This is a genomic window from Chloroflexota bacterium, assembly GCA_020850535.1.
Classification (GTDB): domain Bacteria; phylum Chloroflexota; class UBA6077; order UBA6077; family JACCZL01; genus JADZEM01.
Map to the genome: position 1 here is coordinate 16443 of JADZEM010000194.1, position 17821 is coordinate 34263.

Below are 17821 nucleotides of genomic sequence, written 5' to 3' on the forward strand. Positions count from 1 at the left end.
CGGGGTGAGGGCCTCCCGCGTTACTCCGCGCGCGGCTTGTCGAGCACCGCCTGCAGCTGCTTCTCGATGTCGTCGATCTTCGCTTCGAGCGTTGCTTCCTTGCTGGCGATCGGCCCCACCAGCTGATCCATCAGGCTGCGGGCCTCCTCGATCCGGAGGTTGGCCGGCTCCAGCCACCCCTGCGCGATCCCGAAGTGCGGGCGCTGAATCGTGTGGCCCTTGAACTTGCCCATCAGCTCCGGGTGATCGAGGATCAACTTGCGCGGCGCTGGCCGCCCAGCCCCCGACTTCACGAGGTCGATCTGGGTCTCCTGGTCCATCAGGTACTTCATGTACAGCCAGGCGCCCTCCGGGTTCTTCGCCTTGGCGGCCATTGTGATGCCGTTGATGGTGAAATTCGTGGGGATCTTGCCGTTGGCGCCCGGGCCCTTCGGCATGGAGACGGCGTCCCACTTGAACTTGTCGCCGATGCCCTTCCCGGGGTTCCAGTCGATCTGGTAGCCGGACTGCATCATCGCGATGCGCCCGCCCGCGAAGAACTGCTGATACATCGTCGCAGCGGTCGAGACCGGCGAGAGATCCTGGACGTAGTATTCGGCCCAGGCCTTGAAGCCGGCCAGGCTCTCGGGCGACTTGATGGTGATCTTCTGGCCCTTCTCGTCCCAGGGGTTGCCGCCGTACGCCCGCATCCACTGGAAGATGTCGGTCGCGGCCGGCCCCGGGGTGAAGCCGAAGACCTCGGTCTTCCCGTCCTTGACCACCTGCAGCTTCCTGGCGGCTTCCATCAGCTTCTCGTAGCTGTCCAGGTCCGCCGCCTTGACGCCTGCCTTGTCCAGCATGTCGGCGTTGTACAGCAGCACCGACGAGCCGGCGTGCGCACCCCACGGCAGGCCGTAGAGCTTGCCGTCCCAGGTCATCTCCGAGATACCGATCTTCTCGTAGTCGCTCATGTCGTACTTGTCGGCAGTCGCGAGGTCGTCGACGGACCGCGAGATCTTGCGGACTGCCAAACTGCGGAAGCCGGCCATCGACGCCCAGATCACATCGCCGATGGTGCCCGTCGCGTGGAGGGCCGCCACTTTGGGGAAATACTCCGGCTGGTCCGGCAGGATCTCCTGCACCACCTTCAGACCGGGGTTCTTGGCGTTGAACGACGGGATGAACTTGTCGTCCTGCCACTTGGCATCGTCGTTGTTGCGGAAGTGGACCTTCACCTCGCCCTGCGCCTGCTTCGGCGCAGCGGCGGGCTGGGCGGCGGCCGGTGCGGAGGTCGCCGCGGCGGCAGCAGCCGGCGCGGCCGGCTTGCTCTCGGCCGGCTTGGCGGCCTCGGCGGGCTTCGATTCGGCTGGCTTGGTCTCGGCCGGCTTCGCGGGCGCGGCGGCTGGCTGGCTGCCGCAGGCCGCCAGCACCACCGCTACAGCCGAGCTGCCGGTCAGCGCCAGGAGATGTCGTCGGGAGAGCGTGCGACGCTGCATGGTTGCCTCCTTGCGTGCGAGCGATCAGTTGTCAGCGCGGGCCTGTGGCGCTTGTCCACCGATCGCTGAGAACTGAGAACCGATGACTCGTCAGCCCTTGATGCCGGACATCACGATGCCGCGCACGAAGTACCGCTGCATCGTGAAGAACAGGAGAATGCAGGGCAGCGCCATCAGCAACGCCGCCGCCATCAGCAGGTGCTCGCGCGGCTCGCTGGCCTCCAGCGGCAGCTGCTGGAACCACCGCAGGCCCAGCGAGAGCGGGAACTTCTCGCGCGAGTTCAGGTAGATCAGGGGGTGGATGAAGTCCCGCCAGTGGTTCAGGAAGGAGAAGATCGCCACCGTGGCGATGGCCGGCTGCGTCAGCGGCAGCAGGATGCTCCAGAGGATCCGGAACGGCCCGGCCCCGTCGATCTTGGCGGCCTCGTCCAGGTCACGCGGGAGCTGCATCAGGAACTGGCGCAGCAGGAAGACGTTGAACGCCCCGCCGCCGATCCACGACGGGAGGATCAGCGGCCACCAGGTGTTGATCCACGACGTGCCGAACAGGAACTCGGGAACGATGTGGAACATCAGGAACTTGGGGATGATGACGACCTCTTCGGGGATCACCAGGGTGCTCAGCAGCACCATGAAGCAGATCTCGCGTCCCCGCCAGCGGAACCGCGCGAAGCCGTACGCCGCGATGGACGCGCAGATCACATTCCCAATCGTCGCCGTGACCGCGATGATGACGGTGTTCAGGTAGAACACGCCGTACGGCGCGACCTGGAAGACCCGCGCATAGTTGAACGGCTGCGGATCGGCCGGGAAGATCGACGGCGGGAACGTGTGCAGCTCAACGGGTGTCTTGAGCGAGGTCGAGATCGCGAAGAAGAACGGCGCGGTGAAGATCACGGCCAGCAGCACCGCAAAGGCGTGCAGCAGCACCCGCCCCGCCAGGTAGGACGCCGGCCAGCGCGGCGCGGTCGGGGTGGCCGAGGCCGCCCGGCCCATCGTCTGGACGGTCATGCCTTCTCCTCCCCCTCGTAGTAGACCCAGCGCTTCGAGAGCTGGACGTTGATGATGGTGAGGGTGACCACGATGATGAAGAAGACGCCGGCCAGCGCCGAGGCATACCCCATCTCGATGTTCTGAAACGCCGTCTGGTACAGGTGGACGATGAAGAACCAGGTGGCGAAGTTCGGGCCGCCCTTGGTGGCCACCAGCGCCGCCTCGAAGACTTTGAGCGCGGCGATCACCCCGATGACGAGGTTGAAGAAGATCGTCGGCGTCAGCAGCGGCAGCGTGATCGTGAAGAAGCGCTGGACCGCGCCGGCCCCGTCGATCTCGGCGGCCTCGTGCAACTCGGCCGGAACGCCCTGGAGGCCGGCCAGGAAGATGATCATCGTGCTGCCGCCGATGGTGCCCCAGAGGGCCATCACCATCAGCGAGGGCAGCGCCGACCGCGAGTCCGAGAGCCAGAGCGGCCCCTTGATGCCGACCATCGCCAACAGGCCGTTGATGGCCCCAAAATCCGGCTGGTAGAGCCACTGCCAGAGGACCGCCGAGGCCACCACTGGCACCAGCGACGGCAGGAAGAACATCGTCCGGAAGAGGGCCACCGCCCGCAGCTTCTGGTTGAGCAGCACGGCGATCAGCATCGAGCCGGCCAGCCCGATCGGCACGATCATCCCGGCGTAGAGGAACGTCCGCCCGAGCGACGGCCAGAACTGGGCGTCCTTCCCGAGCAGCGCCTTCTCATAATTGGCCGTCCCGACCCACTTCGGCGGGTTGGCGATGCTGTACTCGGTGAACCCGAGGTAAAACGAGGCGAGCATCGGGCCGGCCGTGAACACCAGGAAGCCGATGATCCACGGCGAGGCGAAAAGCCAGCCGTACAGCTCCTCACGGCGGGCCATGTTGCCCGCCCCGCGAGTCGCCGGCGACGCTGAAGAGGCTCGTTCCTGCGTGGCTGAGCGCAGCCTGAGAGCCATCATTGCTCCCGGGAGTCTGTCCTACATGGAGAGATTGACGACACCGTCAACGGGGCGGCGTATGAGCGTTCAGAACACACCGCGCCACCAGCAACGAACGGAGAAGCCGGCGGCGTGCGGGGACTCTACCAGGGAATACGCGGCCTGTCAATCATTGGACTTCCGGATCCCAGAGACCGTCTGGCAACCCCGGCAGCCGCCGTGGATAATGCACCGCCCACGGGATCTCACCGGTTTCGGAACCTGGGCGAGCTTCACCTCGGCTCCAGACCGTTCGTGACGTCCGGCCGCGCTCGGCATCCCGCGGCCGGCTCGTCTGCATCCCCCCGCACGACACACCGGACCGGGAGACGTCAGACCATGAAGGCGAACACCGCCATCGCCCGCATCCTCAAGCGTGAGGGCGTCGAGTACCTGTTCTGCTACCCCAGCAACACGCTCATCGAGGCCTGCGCCGTCGAGGGCATCCGCCCGATCCTCGCCCGCACCGAGCGCACCGTTCTGAGCATGGCGGACGGCTACACCCGCATGCACAACGGCCGAAAGATCGGCGTCTGCTGCTTCCAGCGGGCGTCCGGCTCCGAGAACATGTTCGGCGGCGTGGCGCAGGTCTTCTCCGACAACACCCCGATCCTGGTCCTGCCGGGCGGCAACCCGCGCACGCAGCACGGCGTGCCGTACTCGTTCGAGGCCAAAGACCACTACCGCAACACCACCAAGTGGGTCGAGAGCATCAACCTCGTCGAGCGGCTGCCCTCGATGATGCGACGGGCGTTCAGCCAGTTGCGGAACGGGCGGCTCGGGCCGGTCATGCTGGACACGCCGATGGATGTCACCCGCGAGGACGTGGACGATGCGGCTGTCGAGGCGTACGTCCCGCCGAAGCGGTTCGTCTCACAGGCGGACCCGGCCGGCGTGGCCCAGGCCGTCGAGCTGCTGCTCGCGGCCGAGCGGCCGGTCCTGTTCGCCGGGCAGGGCGTCCTCTACGCCGAGGCCTGGGACGATCTCCGCGAGCTGGCCGAGCTGCTCCAGATCCCCGTTGCCGCGACCATGAACGCCAAGAGCGTCTTTCCAGAGGATCACCCGCTCTCGCTGGGGACGGCTGGCGCGGCCTGCACCGAGTTGAGCGACACCTTCCTCAACGGAGCCGACCTGATCTTCGGCGTCGGGGCCAGCTTCTCGGCGAACACCTACTCCTACCCGATGCCCCAGGGGAAGCAGATCGTCCAGGTCACCACCGACGAGCGCGACCTGAACAAGGATCTGCCGACCGATCTCGGGCTCATCGGCGACGCCAGACTGGTGCTCCGGCAGTTGATCGAGGCGGCCTCGGCGAAGCTCCGTGGCAAGGGCCGCGACGGCAGCGCTGTCCAGGCCGAGATCGCCAAGGTCAAGGCGGCCTCGCTGGAGAAGTGGCTGCCGCGCCTGACCTCGGACTCCGAGCCGATCAGCCCGTACCGGGTCATCCATGAGATGAATCGGGTGCTCGACCGCAAGAACGCCATCGTCACCCACGACGCCGGCAACCCGCGCGATCAGATCCTGCCGTTCTACGAGGCCGTCACGCCGCGTGGCTATCTCGGCTGGGGCAAGTCCACGCACCTCGGCTGGGGCCTGGGCCTGGCGATGGGCGCGAAGCTGGCCGCCCCGGACAAGCTCGCCATCAACTTCATGGGTGACGCCGCGTTCGGGATGGTCGGCATGGAGATCGAGACGGCGGCCCGCGAGCGCATCGGCCTGCTGACCATCCTGATCAACAATCAGGGCATGGCCGGCTACCCGAACGGCTACCCGACGGCGGTACAGCAGTTCGGCTTCGCCAACCTGACCGGCCAGTATGCCAGGATGGCCGAGACGCTCGGTGGCTACGGCGAGCGCGTGGAGAAGGTGTCGGAGGTCGGGCCGGCGCTGCAGCGCGGCGCGCAGATCGCGATGGAGGGCCGGCCAGCCCTGCTGGAGATCATGACCCGGCCCGACACGGTGATCTCGCGGTCATCCCGGCGGTAGGTGATCGCGGCCCCTCACCGCACCGGACTCACCCCCCGCCCGCGTACGGGAGATGATGTCGACGAAGTCGATGTGTGCGCCGCGCAGCGGGGCGGGGGTGAGGGGCGAATCTGGAGCTGTGGGTGACTCAACCTTGCCGGACGATCGCGTACGGCGCCGTGGCCAGGGAGTCGTCGAGGCCCGGGTAGCGCCAGGCTCGGCCGTCCGCCGCGTGCAGCTCGAACAGATAGAGCAGCGAGTACGGGGCGTCTGTGTACGCACCCGGGATCGTGGCGCGGAGCGTCGAACCGTCTGCCTCCAGGCCGACCGCCTCCCAGCTTTCGGCCTGATTCAGGTGGCGGTAGTGCAGCCGCCCCGTCAGCGGCGAGCCGTCCGCCGTCCGGGCCGTCAACGCCACCGCGACGGCCGCGCCGCGCCGGAATGAGGACGGCGGCGTATGGGCATAGGTCACGGCGGGCGGCAGCGGATCGAGCGTCGCCAGCGGCCGGTGTACAGCGCTGCCGTCGCTCGCCGGGGTCGCGGCAAGCTCGGCCTCCATGTCGCCCAGGTCGTCCTCTATCGCCTGGATCCGGTCAGCCCACTGGCCGCGCAGCCAGGCCTCGCCGCCGACGGTGATATCGTCGCGATACGCCTTGCCGTGCTCAACCACGCCGGCCCAGGCATCGCGAGCCGCGCGGTACGCCTGGACGGCCTCCTCCAGGGAGTCACGGGCGCCGGTCCGCTTGAAGAGGGCGTACCCGACGCCCGCCCGCAGCTTGTCGGCGAAGAACTGCCCCAGGCCGGCCACGATCCGCACGTCCACGGCCACCTGACGGAACGGGACGGTGCTCGCATCGCCGACAGCCTGCTCGGCCTGAGCGAGCGCCGCCAGGGCCGCCTCGGCGGACGCCTGGAGCCAGTCGGCCACGCGCAGCGGCGAGTACCGCCCGTCTGACCGGCCTGCCACCACCCCATCCGCGAAGTCCTCGATGCTGGAGAAGGTGACCGGGTCATGCGGGCTGACGGTCCCGAACCGACGTGGGAACACCGTGTCGCGGTACGGATGCGGCCGGTCCCGTTCGAGGATCGGCATGTTGGTGTAGACCTCGGGCCAGAAGCGGTTGTTGGCGGCCGAGGGGTGGTGCGCCGTGGTGATCAGCGGCAGGATACGGCTCGCCTGGGCCAGCGCCGTCTCGACCGCCCCCGCTGCCGCCCCGAACTCGGCCCGCAACTGCCGCTGCCACGTCTCGGCGTCGGCGTCCGGGTTGTAGAGCAGCCGCCCGAACAGCCGGAACGTGTAGGTGAACTTCTCCCAGTCGCGCTCGGGCTTCAAGCGCTCGTCGGCGTAGGCGTTGCGCCCGCCCGGCAGCCCGGAGCCGCGTCGGCCCTTGAAGGAGAGCGGCTCCATCAGCTCGACGCCCAGCGAGCCGCCGATGGTCCCGTGCCGGCCGTAGCCCGCCGCGAAGGCCGGGCTGCCCCAGAGCAGGATGCGCTGCGTGCCCGGCCAGATGCGGTAGTAGACCCCGAACGTCCGCCCTTCCTCCAGGAAGTCGGCGTAGCCGTAGCGAGTGTAGCTCAGGTCGAAGTGGCTGCGGTTCATCAGCCCCTGCACGAAGTGATCGCCGTCAAGCCGACGGGGGGCACTCTCGGTCGGGCGGATCGCCGCCTGGTGACCGGGCAAACCCAGGTGCTCGGCGGTGTACTTCGGCGAGACGTTGATCTGCAGGCCCGTCTCCAGGCCCACATCGATCATCTCGCGGTCAACGCCTTTCGGGTGCAGGTCAAGCTCGACCGGCCGCCCGCACGCCACGATCCCCTTGAAGACGATCCGCCAGAAGTCGTAGTTGCCCTCGGGGACGCCGCTCTCGCCGTGGACGCGCAGGGTCACCCCTGCGATGCCGGGGCACGCTTCGAGGATACGGCGCAGCGCATCGCGGCAGTAGGTGGCGTGGTTGGCCTCAGACAGCCCCTCGGTGATGTAGCTGGCGTTCGGGCTCTCGGTCCACTGGTACTGCTGGGTCCAGATGCCAAGCTGGAAGTGCAGACCGCGTCGCGCCGCCTCGTCGCTGATGAAGCGGAGGGTGTCGAGATTCTTCGCGCGCTCCTCGTCGGGGAGGGGTGTGCCGTCCGATGTCCTGATGGCTCGAACATTTTCGCCAGGCACGTCGATCAGGAACGGGTACGGGAACAGCAGGTAGGCGTCCAGGACGTTCCGCAGGAAATCGTGCCCGATGCCGAACGCGAGGTGGATCCGGTTGAACCGCTGCGTCGCGAGCATCGTCAGGTAGCGTTCCCAGCCCTCGCGGTCGTGGAACCAGGGAAGGTCCTCCACGTCGCTGACCTGCAGCTTCGTGACGCCACGGATCGGGTTGGCTGGCCGCTCCACGATGGCTGACGGTGCAGACAGGGCGGCCCCCACGTCTGCACCGTTCCGAAGTCGGTCGGCAAGCTCCAGCACGGCGTAGACCACGCCGCGCGGGTCCGCCCCGGCCGCCAGCAGGACTGTTCGCCCCTCCAGCGTGCCTGAGACCAGCGCCAGCGATTCGGCTTCGGTCGGCAAGGTGACGCCGCCCGCCCGGGCCACCGTCTGCGCTGCCGCCGACCCCGTGCCAGCCACCACCACGACGGCATCTGCGTCGGCGGTCTCCCTGACGCTGCCCACGGCTCGGACGGTCGCCCCGCGCATCTCAAGCGCCGACTGTAGCTCCGAGACGGCCCATCCGCCCGGCCCCGCCGAGGCCACCGCATCTGACGGATCGCGCACTACCGCAACCGCGATCGCTCCATCGCTCATGCCACGTTCGCCTCTCTCGACCGGTCAGCAGACCTTGCCAGCCGGTGTCATCGCTCATCTAGGGCGGTCAGAATCGCGGCCGCCATCCACCGATTATGATCGGGCGGAGGCGGCAGGCGCACCGCTCGAAAGGTCCGGACCGGACGGTGACCGCCGGCCGATGCACAGGAATGCGCACCAGCTCCCCTGTCATCGTGAGTGACATGGGGCGTCGCACGTATGCACCTGATACGACCGCGTGTCACGCTGAGAGACTGTCCGCTCCCCAAGCGCACGAAGCTGGCAACCCCGGGGTGAGGGGCGCCCGGGGCTACGCCATCGGCGGCCGCGCGGGGCGCTGCCCGCCGGCGCCCATCGTGTGGGGCGGCCGGCCGGTCACACCGCCTGGCACCTCGCGCACGAAGCGCGGCTGCGGCAGCGGGATCGACACCTCGGGCAGCCCGCCGACGGCCGGGTCGTACAGACAGGTCTCGTCCTCGGCCAGGTAGTCGCCGGTCAGGCCGTAGGCCCGCGCGCGACTCCCGCCGCAGACGCGCCGGTAGTCACACGCGCCGCAGCGTCCCTTCAGCAGCTCTGGCGTGCGCAGCTCGCGGAACAACGGCGACTCGCGATAGATCTCCACCAGCGAGTGCTCGCGGACGTTGCCCGCCGAGACCTGGAGGAAGCCGCTCGGGTAGACCTCCCCGCGATGGGAGATGAAGGCGAACCCCTTGCCGTCGTTCACGCCCTGCTCGGCCGGCGCCTGCCCGCCCCGGAAAGCGTAGCCCGCCCCCGTCAAATCCCAGCGCACGGCGCTCGACTCGCCATCGGCGGCCTCGCCGCGCGCCAGCCGCTCCCGCTGGATGACGACGCGCCGGTAGTGCTGGGCCGCCGTCGTCCGCACCGCGAACGGCGCGCGCTGCGAGACGGCGTGCAGCCACTGGAGAACGCCCTCGTGCTCGGCGGCGTCCAGCATGTCAGACACCTGCCCCCGGCCCGTTGGGACCAGGAAGAAGACGCTCCACATCCGCACGCCCAGCCGCTCGACGATCTCCGCGACGGCCGGCAAGTCCTGCCAGTTGCGGCGCGTGACCGTCGTGCCGACCTGGATCGGCAGGTTCAGACGCTGGGCGTAGGCCAGGATCTCCAGCGTGCGGTCGAAGGAGCCGCCGACGCCCCGGAAGGCATCGTGGGTCTCGGCCGAGGAGCCGTCCAGGCTCAGGTGGACCATCGAGAGGCCCAACGCCTGGAGCCGCTCCAGCCGCTCGTGGGTGACCAGTGACGTGGCGCTCGGCGAGAGGCCGACGCGGAGACCGCGCCCCACGGCGTACTTCACCAGCTCTTCCACGTCACGCCGCATCAGCGGATCGCCGCCCGTCACGATCAGGATCGGTCGCCCGATCTCCACCAGCGAGTCGATCAGGCGGAAGCCCTCGTCGGTGGTCAGCTCACGCGGATCGCGGCGCGGGATGGCCTCGGCCCGGCAGTGGATGCAGGCCAGCGCGCAGGCCCGGGTGATCTCCCAGGCGACCGTGAACGGGGTCTGGTCGAAGTCCACGGCGAAGTAGCTGGGCTTGGCGGTGGGGATCGGCGGCGCGGCGGTCTCAGCCGGGGCGCTGGTCGGGGCGGAGGGTCGGTCAGGCATGGACGGCCTCCCGCTGCATCACTTCGGCATCCGTCAAATAGCAGCCCGGGTCGTCGGCCCAGGGGTCGCCGGTCAGCCCCTCGGCGCGTGCGCGGAAGTTCCCGTTGCAGATGTCCAGGAACCGGCAGCTGCCGCAGCGACCCTGGAGCTTCTCGCGCCGATTCCGCATCGCCTGGAGGAACGGCACGTCCTCGCCAGACCAGATCTCGCTGAACGGGCGCTGGCGGACGTTGCCAAGCTGCTGCTTCCACCAGAACTGATCCGGGTGGACGTTGCCGAGGTTGTCTACATGCGCGAGCCTGGCACCCGAGCTGTTGCCGCCGTTGCGGCGCAGCAGCGCGAGCACCTCGGCCGCCCGCTCGGGGCCATCCTCGCGGAGCACCTTCAGGTAGAGCAGAACGCCGTCCGCATGGTTGTCTACCGTCAGCAGCTCCTTCTCCAGCCCGCGCCGGTGGAAGTCCTGGGCCTTCGCGAAGATCCGCTCGACGGCGTCGCGGGCCTCCTCGGGCGAGAGCAGGTCGCCGGCGATCTGCCGCCCGCGCCCGCTCGGCACGAGGTGGTAGAAGCAGACGCGGTTGATCCGCTCCTGCTCGACCAGCGCGAAGATGTTGTCCAGGTCGCGGACGGTGTGGCGGGTGAGCGTCAGCCGCAGTCCGACCCGCTGGCCGACGGCCACGCAGTTGCGGATGCCGCCGAGCGCCGCCTCGAACGCGCCATCCTGCCCCCGGAAGTAGTCGTGGCGCGCACCGATGCCGTCCAGGCTGATGCCGACGTACCCGAACCCGACGTCCTTGATCCGCTGGGCCACCTCGCGGGTGATGCGCGTGCCGTTGGTCGAGAGGGTGGTGCGAATGCCCTGCTCGTGCGCGAACGCCGCCAGCTCGAAGATGTCCGGGCGGATCAGCGGCTCGCCGCCGGAGAGCAGCAGCACCGGCACCCCGAACCGCCCGAGGTCCGCGATGAACGTCTGCGCCTCCTCGGTCGTCAGCTCGCCCTTGAAGGGACGGTCGGCGGCAGCGGCATAGCAGTGCAGGCAGTCGAGGTTGCAGCGGCGGGTGGTCGTCCAGACCACCACCGGACGGGGGATGCCGTCCTCGAAGCGTCGATGCGTGGGGCCATAGCGCAGGCCATCGGTTTCGGTTGTCGTGCCACAGAGCAGCCGCGTTACACCAAGCACGAGGAGCACCCCCGAAGTGGGAAATCAGATCAGATGATCAGCAGAAGCCCTCGCGCGCGGGCGCGCGGAAGCGTTTGGAACCACCTACTCCAGCTACCTCGGAGCGTACCGGTCGGCGTTCGCCAGCAGCCCTACCCGAAGGGGTAGGCCGGTGTCCTCGATTCCGTCGACGGCGTCCCGGGACATCCGTCCCCTCCGAAAACCACCCCGACAGGTGGGGTAGGCCGGGCTTGATGAGGCTGACAATGGATGGCGACTCTGTGTGATCACGACCAGAAGGATGCCCTGTGAGCATTGCCACTGAGACGCTGCTGCCAATCATCGTGACGAACTACCGGGACCGGGCGGCGTTCCTCCCGAATCGCTTCTCGCCAGTGATCCTCGGCCAGTCCGACCGCACGAAGGTCGTCCTGGCATGCTTCGAGCCCGGCCAGTTCATTCCCGTGCACACCCCTGGCGCAGACGTGACCCTGATCGTCCTCGAAGGCGAGGGCGTCATCGTGGCGGGCGACGAGGAGCAGGCAGTCGGTCCGGGCGCGATCGCGGTGGTGCCGGCCGGGTCGGCTCGCGGCATCAAGGCCACGACCCAGCTGATCGCCGCGCACGTCGTGACCCCGCCGCCCACCGAGGAGGATCACGTCGAGGTTCACGCCAAGCTCAAAGCGCGCACCTTCCGATGAACGCCGAGCCGCCCCGCCGCCCGCCCTACCGGCTGCTGCTGATGGCGCTCGCCGCCGTCAGCCTGCTGACGGGCCTCTGGGCCGGCCTGGTCCGGCTGGGGTGGGCGCTGCCCGGCGAGACGCTGACCCCGCGGCACGGGCCGTTGCTGGTGGCCGGCGTGCTGGGTGTGGTGATCGGGCTGGAACGGGCCGTTGCCCTGGGGCGGGGCTGGGCCTACGCTGCCCCGCTGCTGGCCGGCGCGGGCGGGCTCGGCCTGATCGCCGGGCTGCCGACGACCCTGGTGGCTGCCGCCTTCCTGGCTGGCAGCCTTGTCGTCGTCGCCGTCTACGTCGAGGTCTACCGCCGTCGTCCTGAATGGGCGACGGCCGTCATGGCGTCCGGCGCGCTCGCCTGGGCGGCCAGCAACGCGCTCTGGCTCTCGGGTCGGGCGGTCGTCGAGCTGGTGCCATGGTGGGCCGCCTTCCTGGTGCTGACCATCGTCGGCGAGCGGCTGGAGCTGGCGCAGGTGCTGTTGGCGCACCGCGTCCGACTGCTGCTGCTGGCGGCTGCTGCCGTGCTCGGCGCGGGCGTCGTGCTCTCCACCCTGGCGCTGTACCCTGGCATCCAGGTGGCCGGCCTCGGGCTGCTGCTGCTGGCCGCGTGGCTGGTCCGCTACGACGTCGCCCGCCGCACCGTTCGCCGGGCCGGGCTGCCCCGCTTCAGCGCCGTCAGCCTGCTCGTCGGGTACGTCTGGCTCGGCGTGGCCGGGCTCTGCTGGGTCGTCGGGCCGGGCCACTTCCCGGGCGCGTTCTGGTACGACGCCATGCTCCACACGCTGTTCCTCGGCTTCGTCTTCTCGATGATCTTCGGCCACGCCCCGACGATCATCCCCGCCGTGACCGGCATCGCCGTCCCGTTCGACCGGGTCTTCTACCTGCACCTCGGCCTGCTCCACGGCAGCCTGCTGGTCCGCATCCTGGCCGATACCACCACCCAGCCCGATCTGCGGGCCTGGGCCGGCCTCGTCAACGCCCTCGCCATCCTCGTCTTCGCCGCGCTGACGCTCCGCGCCACGCGGCGTTCGCCCGGTACGCGCTCAAAACGCGCCTGCCCTCGTCAATCCTCGCTGCCATTGGCGGCAGCGGTAACCTCAGCCCAGCCCTAGGCCCCCCACGCCAGGCTGGGCTTTCGGTATGACTGGCTCGCGGCCGCTGACGGCCGGCGAGCGGAAGGGAGGCAGAACGTGCGTCGTCTCTCGCGACGAACGTTCGTCAAGGCATCAGGAGGGGCGCTCGTCGCAACGGCGGCGGCAGCGATGCTCAAGGATCTCGCGTTCCTCCAGACCGTTCCCGAGATCCCGAACCCGCTCAAGTTCTACCCGAACCGAGCGTGGGAAAAGGTCTACCGGGATCTCTATCAGGTGGACTCGGAATACACCTTCCTGTGCGCTCCGAACGACACCCACAACTGCCTGCTGACGGCCAAAGTCCGCAACGGCATCGTCACCCGTATCGAGCCGACCTACAAGTACGGCAAGGCAACCGACAACTACGGCAATCAGGCGTCCCACCGCTGGGACCCGCGAGCCTGCTCGAAGGGGCTGGGCCTCACCCGCAAGTTCTACGGCGACCGCCGCGTCAAGGGCGCGATGGTTCGCAAGGGCTACCTGGAGTGGGCGCGCGCTGGCTACCCGCGCGACGCCGCCACCGGCCGCCCGGACGAGCGCTACTTCCAGCGCGGCAAGGACGAGTGGGTCAAGCTCCCCTGGGACGAGGCGTATACCCTCGTCGCGAAGTCCATCGTCAACATCGCCAAGACCTACACCGGCCATGACGGCGAGGAGCGGCTGCTCAAGCAGGGCTACGATCCGGCGATGGTCGCAAAGCAGCACGGCGTCGGCACCCAGGTGCTCAAGTTCCGGGGCGGCATGCCGTTCCTCGGGGCGACGCGCCTCTTCGGGCTGTACCGCGTGGCGAACAGCATGGCGCTGCTCGACGCGAAGCTGCGGAACGTCGGACCAGACGAGGCCATCGGTGGCCGACCCTGGGACAGCTACACCTGGCACACCGACCTGCCGCCCGGCCATCCGATGGTCACCGGCCAGCAGACCGTCGAGTTCGACCTGTTCACCGTCGAGAACGCCAAGCTGGTCACGGTCTGGGGGATGAACTGGACCACCACCAAGATGCCCGACAGCCACTGGCTGACGGAGGCCCGCATGCGCGGCGCACGGGTGGTGGTGATCTCCGCCGAATACCAGGCCACCGCCAACAAGGCCGACGACGTGATCGTGCTGCGGGCCGGCACCGACGCGGCGCTGGCGCTGGGCATCGCCCGGATCATCATCGACGAGAAGCTGTACGACGAGAAGTTCGTCAAGCGGTTCACGGACCTGCCGCTGCTGGTCCGCATGGACACCCTCAAGAAGCTCCACGCCAAGGACATCATCCCGAACTACCAGCCGGCCGAGCTGACCAACTTCGCCAAGGTGATCGAGCCGGGTGCAGCGGGCAACCCGAACGTCATGCAGAACGCCCTCGAGATCCCGAAGGCGATGCGCGACGCCTGGGACGACTCGGTCGTCTGGGACACCCGCACGAACACCCCGAAGGTGGTCACGCGGGATCAGGTGGGCGACTACTTCGACGCCCTGAACATCGATCCGGCCCTGGAAGGCACGTTCGAGGTCACCCTGGTGGACGGCACGAGGGTGCCGGTCCGGCCGGTCTTCGGGCTGGAGCGCGAGTACCTGGATGCCCTGCCCATCAAGGCCGTCTCCGAGCTGACCTGGGTTCCCGAGGCTGGCATCCGCTTCCTGGCGCGCGCCATCGCCGAGAACGCCGGTTCCACCCTGCTGATCCACGGCGTCGGCCCGAACCACTTCTTCAACGCCGACCAGAAGGACCGTGCGCTGTTCCTGGTCGCCTCGCTGACCAAGAACATCGGCAACATGGGCGGCACGCCCGGCGCCTACGCTGGCAACTACCGCGTCTCGATGTTCAGTGGCCTGCCGCAGTACATCAACGAAGATCCGTTCAACATCACGCTCGATGCTTCGCAGCCCTCGAAGGTCAAGAGCTACGCCAAGGGCGAGTCCGCGCACTACTTCAACTACGGCGACCGCCCCCTGCGTATCGGCAACAAGGTCTTCAACGGCGACACCCACATGCCCACGCCGACGAAGCTGTTCTGGTTCGCCAACTCGAACTCGCTGCTCGGCAACATCAAGGGCTTCTACGACGTCATGCACAACACGTTGCCGAAGGTCGAGACGATCGTCTGCAACGAGTGGTGGTGGACGCTCTCCTGCGAGTACTCCGACGTCGTGTTCGGGGTGGACAGCTGGGGCGACTTCAAGCACCCGGACATGGCCGGCTCGGTCAGCAACCCGTTCGTCAGCGTCTACCCGCGCTCACCGCTCAAGCGGATATTCGACACCGTCGCCGATGTCGAGACGTTCGCAGGGGTCGGCCGGGCGCTGGCCGCCGAGGCGAATGAGCCGCGCTTCGCAGACTACTGGCGTTTCATCAGCGACGGTCAGACCGACGTCTACCTGCAGCGGATCGTCAACGCCAGCAACACGCTGCGCGGCTACCAGTTCACCACGATGGAGAATCTGGCGAAGCAGGGCCAGCCGGTCCTGATGCAGTCGCGGACCTACCCGCGCGTCGTCGGCTGGGAGCAGACCAACGAGAGCCGCCCCTGGTACACCCGCTCCGGTCGGCTGGAGTTCTACCGCGACGAGAACGAGTTCATCGAGTACGGCGAGAACCTCTCCGTCTACCGCGAGCCGGTCGATGCGACCTTCTACGAGCCGAACGCCATCGTCGGCAACAAGTTCCACCCGGCCCTGCGGCCGGCCCCGCCCGAGCAGTACGGCCTGCGCCGCGACGACTTGAGCACCGACGTTCGGCAGGTCCGGAACGTCGTCATGCAGTGGTCCGAGCTGAAGCAGACCAAGCCGGCCCGCAACAAGGACGGCTTCACCCACCTGTTCCTGACCCCGAAGTACCGCCACGGAGCGCACACCACGCCGACCGACCTCGACTCCTCGGCCATGCTGTTCGGGCCGTTCACCGACGTGTACCGCCGGGACAAGCGCATGCCGTGGGTCAACGAGGCCTACGCCGACATCAACCCGTCGGACGGTCGGGCGCTCGGCCTGGAGGAAGGCGACTACATCTGGATCGACGCCGATCCAGAGGACCGGCCGTATCGCGGCTGGAAGAAGGACGACCCGGACTACAAAGTCTCGCGGCTGATGTGCCGGGCGCGCTTCTACCCGGGGATGCCCAAGGGCGTCATCCGGATGTGGTTCAACATGTACCAGGCCAGCCACGGCAGCGTGGAAGGCCACGAGACACGGCCAGACGGCCTCGCCAAGAACCCGCGCACCAACTACCAGTCCTCGTTCCGGTACGGCGGCCACCAGTCCGCCACCCGCGCCTGGCTCCGCCCCACCCTCCTGACCGACACGATGGCCCGCAAGAACAACATCGGGCAGGTCATGGGGGCCGGCTTCGAGTCCGACGTGTACTGCGCGAACGGCGCCCCGAAGGAGGCGTTCATCCGCGTCACCAAGGCCGAGGACGGCGGCATGGGCTCGAAAGGCATCTGGCGCCCGGCCACGCTCGGCATCCGGCCCACCTACGAGAACGAAGAGATGAAGCGCTACCTCGGCGGTGGCTTCATCGAGAAGGGGTGATCTTCCATGCCAAAGGTGTTCAACTGGCAGATCAACCGCGAGATGGAGTACCCGTACGACGCTGCGTTCCCGAAGAAGCAGTTCGGGGCCGTCTTCGACATCAATAAGTGCATCGCCTGCCAGACCTGCACCATGACGTGCAAGACGGCCTGGACCTCTGGCCGGGGGCAGGAGTACATGCTCTGGAACAACGTCGAGACGAAGCCGTACGGCTTCTACCCGACGGGCTGGGATCTGAACATCCTCAAGATGCTCGGCCCCCAGACCTGGAAGGGCTCGACGTACACGGGCAAGACGATCTTCGAGGCCGCGCCCACGGCCGGCGACGGCCACGCCGTCACCGGCTGGCTGCCCGAGGGCGAGGACTGGGCCGCGCCCAACCTCGGCGAGGACGAGCCGTTCGGGCAGATCGACGGCGGCACCTACTTCACGCTGCCGCACCCGGTCTGGTCGTTCTACCTGCAGCGGGTCTGCAACCACTGCACCTATCCCGCCTGCCTCGCTTCGTGCCCGCGCCAGGCGATCTACAAGCGCGAGGAGGACGGCATCGTCCTGGTGGACGAGGAGCGCTGCCGAGGGTACCGCGAGTGCGTGCGGTCGTGTCCCTTCAAGAAGGTCATGTACAACGCCGCCACCCGCGTCTCGGAGAAGTGCATCGCCTGCTTCCCACGCGTCGAGCAGGGCTTGCAGCCGTACTGCACCATCAGCTGCATCGGGCGCATCCGGATCAACGGCTGGATTCACGATCCGGCCAACGCCGACCCGGAGAACCCGACCGACTTCCTGATCCACACCCGCAAGGTGGCGCTGCCGCTCTATCCACAGTTCGGGCTGGGCGTGAACATCTACTACGTCCCGCCGATCCACGTGCCGCCGCGCTACCTGGAGCAGATGTTCGGGCCGGGCGTCGAGAACGCCATCACCACCTACAAGCAGATGCGCGACGACCCCGAGCTGATGGGCGTGATGATGCTCATGGGCTCGACGGATCGCTGGATCGAGAAGTTCCGCGTCAAGGGTGACCGCGTCTACGGCTACGACGCCAAGGGCGATGAGATCGCCAACGTGCCACTCAAGGAGCCGATCTTCGTACGGCCGCTGCTCGACATCGAGCGCGGGGTGTACCGCCACAACATCACCTGAGACGAGTCCCCTGGGAGTCCGCTCCAGTGCTCGTACAGCGCAACGTCAAAGGCAAACGAGTTGTCACCCCGACCGCGGCGAGGTACGAACACTCCCTCTTGTCATCCCGACCGCGGCGAGGTACGAGCGGAGTGGAGGGATCTTCCTCCTGACGCCAGAAGAAGATCCCTCGACTTCACTCGCAAGCTCGTTCCGCTCGGATGACGGAGAGCCCTGCAACTGCATCGCGGTCACATACACGCTCCCAGGCACATATCTGAAACGTTCGTCCGAATTTGCAC

11 protein-coding genes are annotated in these 17821 nt (G+C 68.0%); 5 read left to right on the top strand and 6 right to left on the bottom strand.

The features are described from left to right. Positions 1-20: 20 nt before the first annotated feature. From IT306_27940 to IT306_27950, 3 genes are all read right to left on the bottom strand, one after another. A complete protein-coding gene (locus IT306_27940; protein ID MCC7372278.1) occupies positions 21-1475 on the bottom strand; it encodes a hypothetical protein in 1455 nt (484 codons plus the stop codon). A gap of 90 nt (positions 1476-1565) precedes the next feature. Beyond that, a complete protein-coding gene (locus IT306_27945) occupies positions 1566-2486 on the bottom strand; it encodes a carbohydrate ABC transporter permease (GenBank protein ID MCC7372279.1) in 921 nt (306 codons plus the stop codon). Next, on the bottom strand, positions 2483-3376 hold the full coding sequence (locus IT306_27950) for a sugar ABC transporter permease (protein ID MCC7372280.1): 894 nt from the start codon (positions 3374-3376) through the stop codon (positions 2483-2485). The genes IT306_27945 and IT306_27950 overlap by 4 nt, the downstream gene beginning before the upstream one ends. A 435-nt stretch (positions 3377-3811) precedes the next feature. Here IT306_27950 and IT306_27955 point away from each other — a divergent pair, with 435 nt between their 5' ends. Beyond that, the gene (locus IT306_27955) at positions 3812-5458 is read left to right on the top strand and encodes a thiamine pyrophosphate-requiring protein (protein ID MCC7372281.1); all 1647 of its coding nucleotides are present in this window, start codon (positions 3812-3814) and stop codon (positions 5456-5458) included. Positions 5459-5585: 127 nt separating this feature from the next. Here the strand turns inward: IT306_27955 and IT306_27960 are convergent, their stop codons facing one another. From IT306_27960 to IT306_27970, 3 genes are all read right to left on the bottom strand, one after another. After that, positions 5586-8231 (bottom strand): hypothetical protein, encoded by a 2646-nt coding sequence (locus tag IT306_27960; protein MCC7372282.1) that lies wholly within the window; start codon positions 8229-8231, stop codon positions 5586-5588. Between the two features lie 310 nt (positions 8232-8541). After that, positions 8542-9855, bottom strand: coding sequence for a TIGR04053 family radical SAM/SPASM domain-containing protein (locus IT306_27965; GenBank protein ID MCC7372283.1), 1314 nt, complete (start codon positions 9853-9855; stop codon positions 8542-8544). Continuing rightward, positions 9848-11032: a radical SAM protein gene (locus IT306_27970; protein ID MCC7372284.1), complete on the bottom strand. Its 1185-nt coding sequence runs from the start codon at positions 11030-11032 to the stop codon at positions 9848-9850. The genes IT306_27965 and IT306_27970 overlap by 8 nt, the downstream gene beginning before the upstream one ends. Before the next feature lie 317 nt (positions 11033-11349). On the opposite strand from IT306_27970, the gene IT306_27975 reads away from it, so the two are divergent. The 4 genes from IT306_27975 to IT306_27990 all read left to right on the top strand — a co-directional run bounded on the left by IT306_27975 (position 11350) and on the right by IT306_27990 (position 17540). Continuing rightward, on the top strand, positions 11350-11712 hold the full coding sequence (locus IT306_27975; GenBank protein MCC7372285.1) for a cupin domain-containing protein: 363 nt from the start codon (positions 11350-11352) through the stop codon (positions 11710-11712). Beyond that, positions 11709-12857, top strand: coding sequence for a hypothetical protein (locus tag IT306_27980; GenBank protein ID MCC7372286.1), 1149 nt, complete (start codon positions 11709-11711; stop codon positions 12855-12857). The genes IT306_27975 and IT306_27980 overlap by 4 nt, the downstream gene beginning before the upstream one ends. A gap of 150 nt (positions 12858-13007) precedes the next feature. Next, entirely contained in the window at positions 13008-16397 is a 3390-nt protein-coding gene (locus IT306_27985) for a molybdopterin-dependent oxidoreductase (GenBank protein MCC7372287.1), read from the top strand. A 6-nt stretch (positions 16398-16403) separates the two neighbouring features. After that, complete coding sequence (locus IT306_27990) at positions 16404-17540, top strand: dehydrogenase (GenBank protein ID MCC7372288.1); 1137 nt, start codon at positions 16404-16406, stop codon at positions 17538-17540. The last annotated feature ends 281 nt before the right edge of the window (positions 17541-17821 follow it).

Coding starts and splice junctions, on each gene's coding strand:
- IT306_27940 (MCC7372278.1), bottom strand. CDS start 1,475: ATGCAGCGTCGCACGCTCTCCCGACGACATCTCCTGGCGCTGACCGGC.
- IT306_27945 (MCC7372279.1), bottom strand. CDS start 2,486: ATGACCGTCCAGACGATGGGCCGGGCGGCCTCGGCCACCCCGACCGCG.
- IT306_27950 (MCC7372280.1), bottom strand. CDS start 3,376: ATGGCCCGCCGTGAGGAGCTGTACGGCTGGCTTTTCGCCTCGCCGTGG.
- IT306_27955 (MCC7372281.1), top strand. CDS start 3,812: ATGAAGGCGAACACCGCCATCGCCCGCATCCTCAAGCGTGAGGGCGTC.
- IT306_27960 (MCC7372282.1), bottom strand. CDS start 8,231: ATGAGCGATGGAGCGATCGCGGTTGCGGTAGTGCGCGATCCGTCAGAT.
- IT306_27965 (MCC7372283.1), bottom strand. CDS start 9,855: ATGCCTGACCGACCCTCCGCCCCGACCAGCGCCCCGGCTGAGACCGCC.
- IT306_27980 (MCC7372286.1), top strand. CDS start 11,709: ATGAACGCCGAGCCGCCCCGCCGCCCGCCCTACCGGCTGCTGCTGATG.
- IT306_27985 (MCC7372287.1), top strand. CDS start 13,008: ATGCTCAAGGATCTCGCGTTCCTCCAGACCGTTCCCGAGATCCCGAAC.
- IT306_27990 (MCC7372288.1), top strand. CDS start 16,404: ATGCCAAAGGTGTTCAACTGGCAGATCAACCGCGAGATGGAGTACCCG.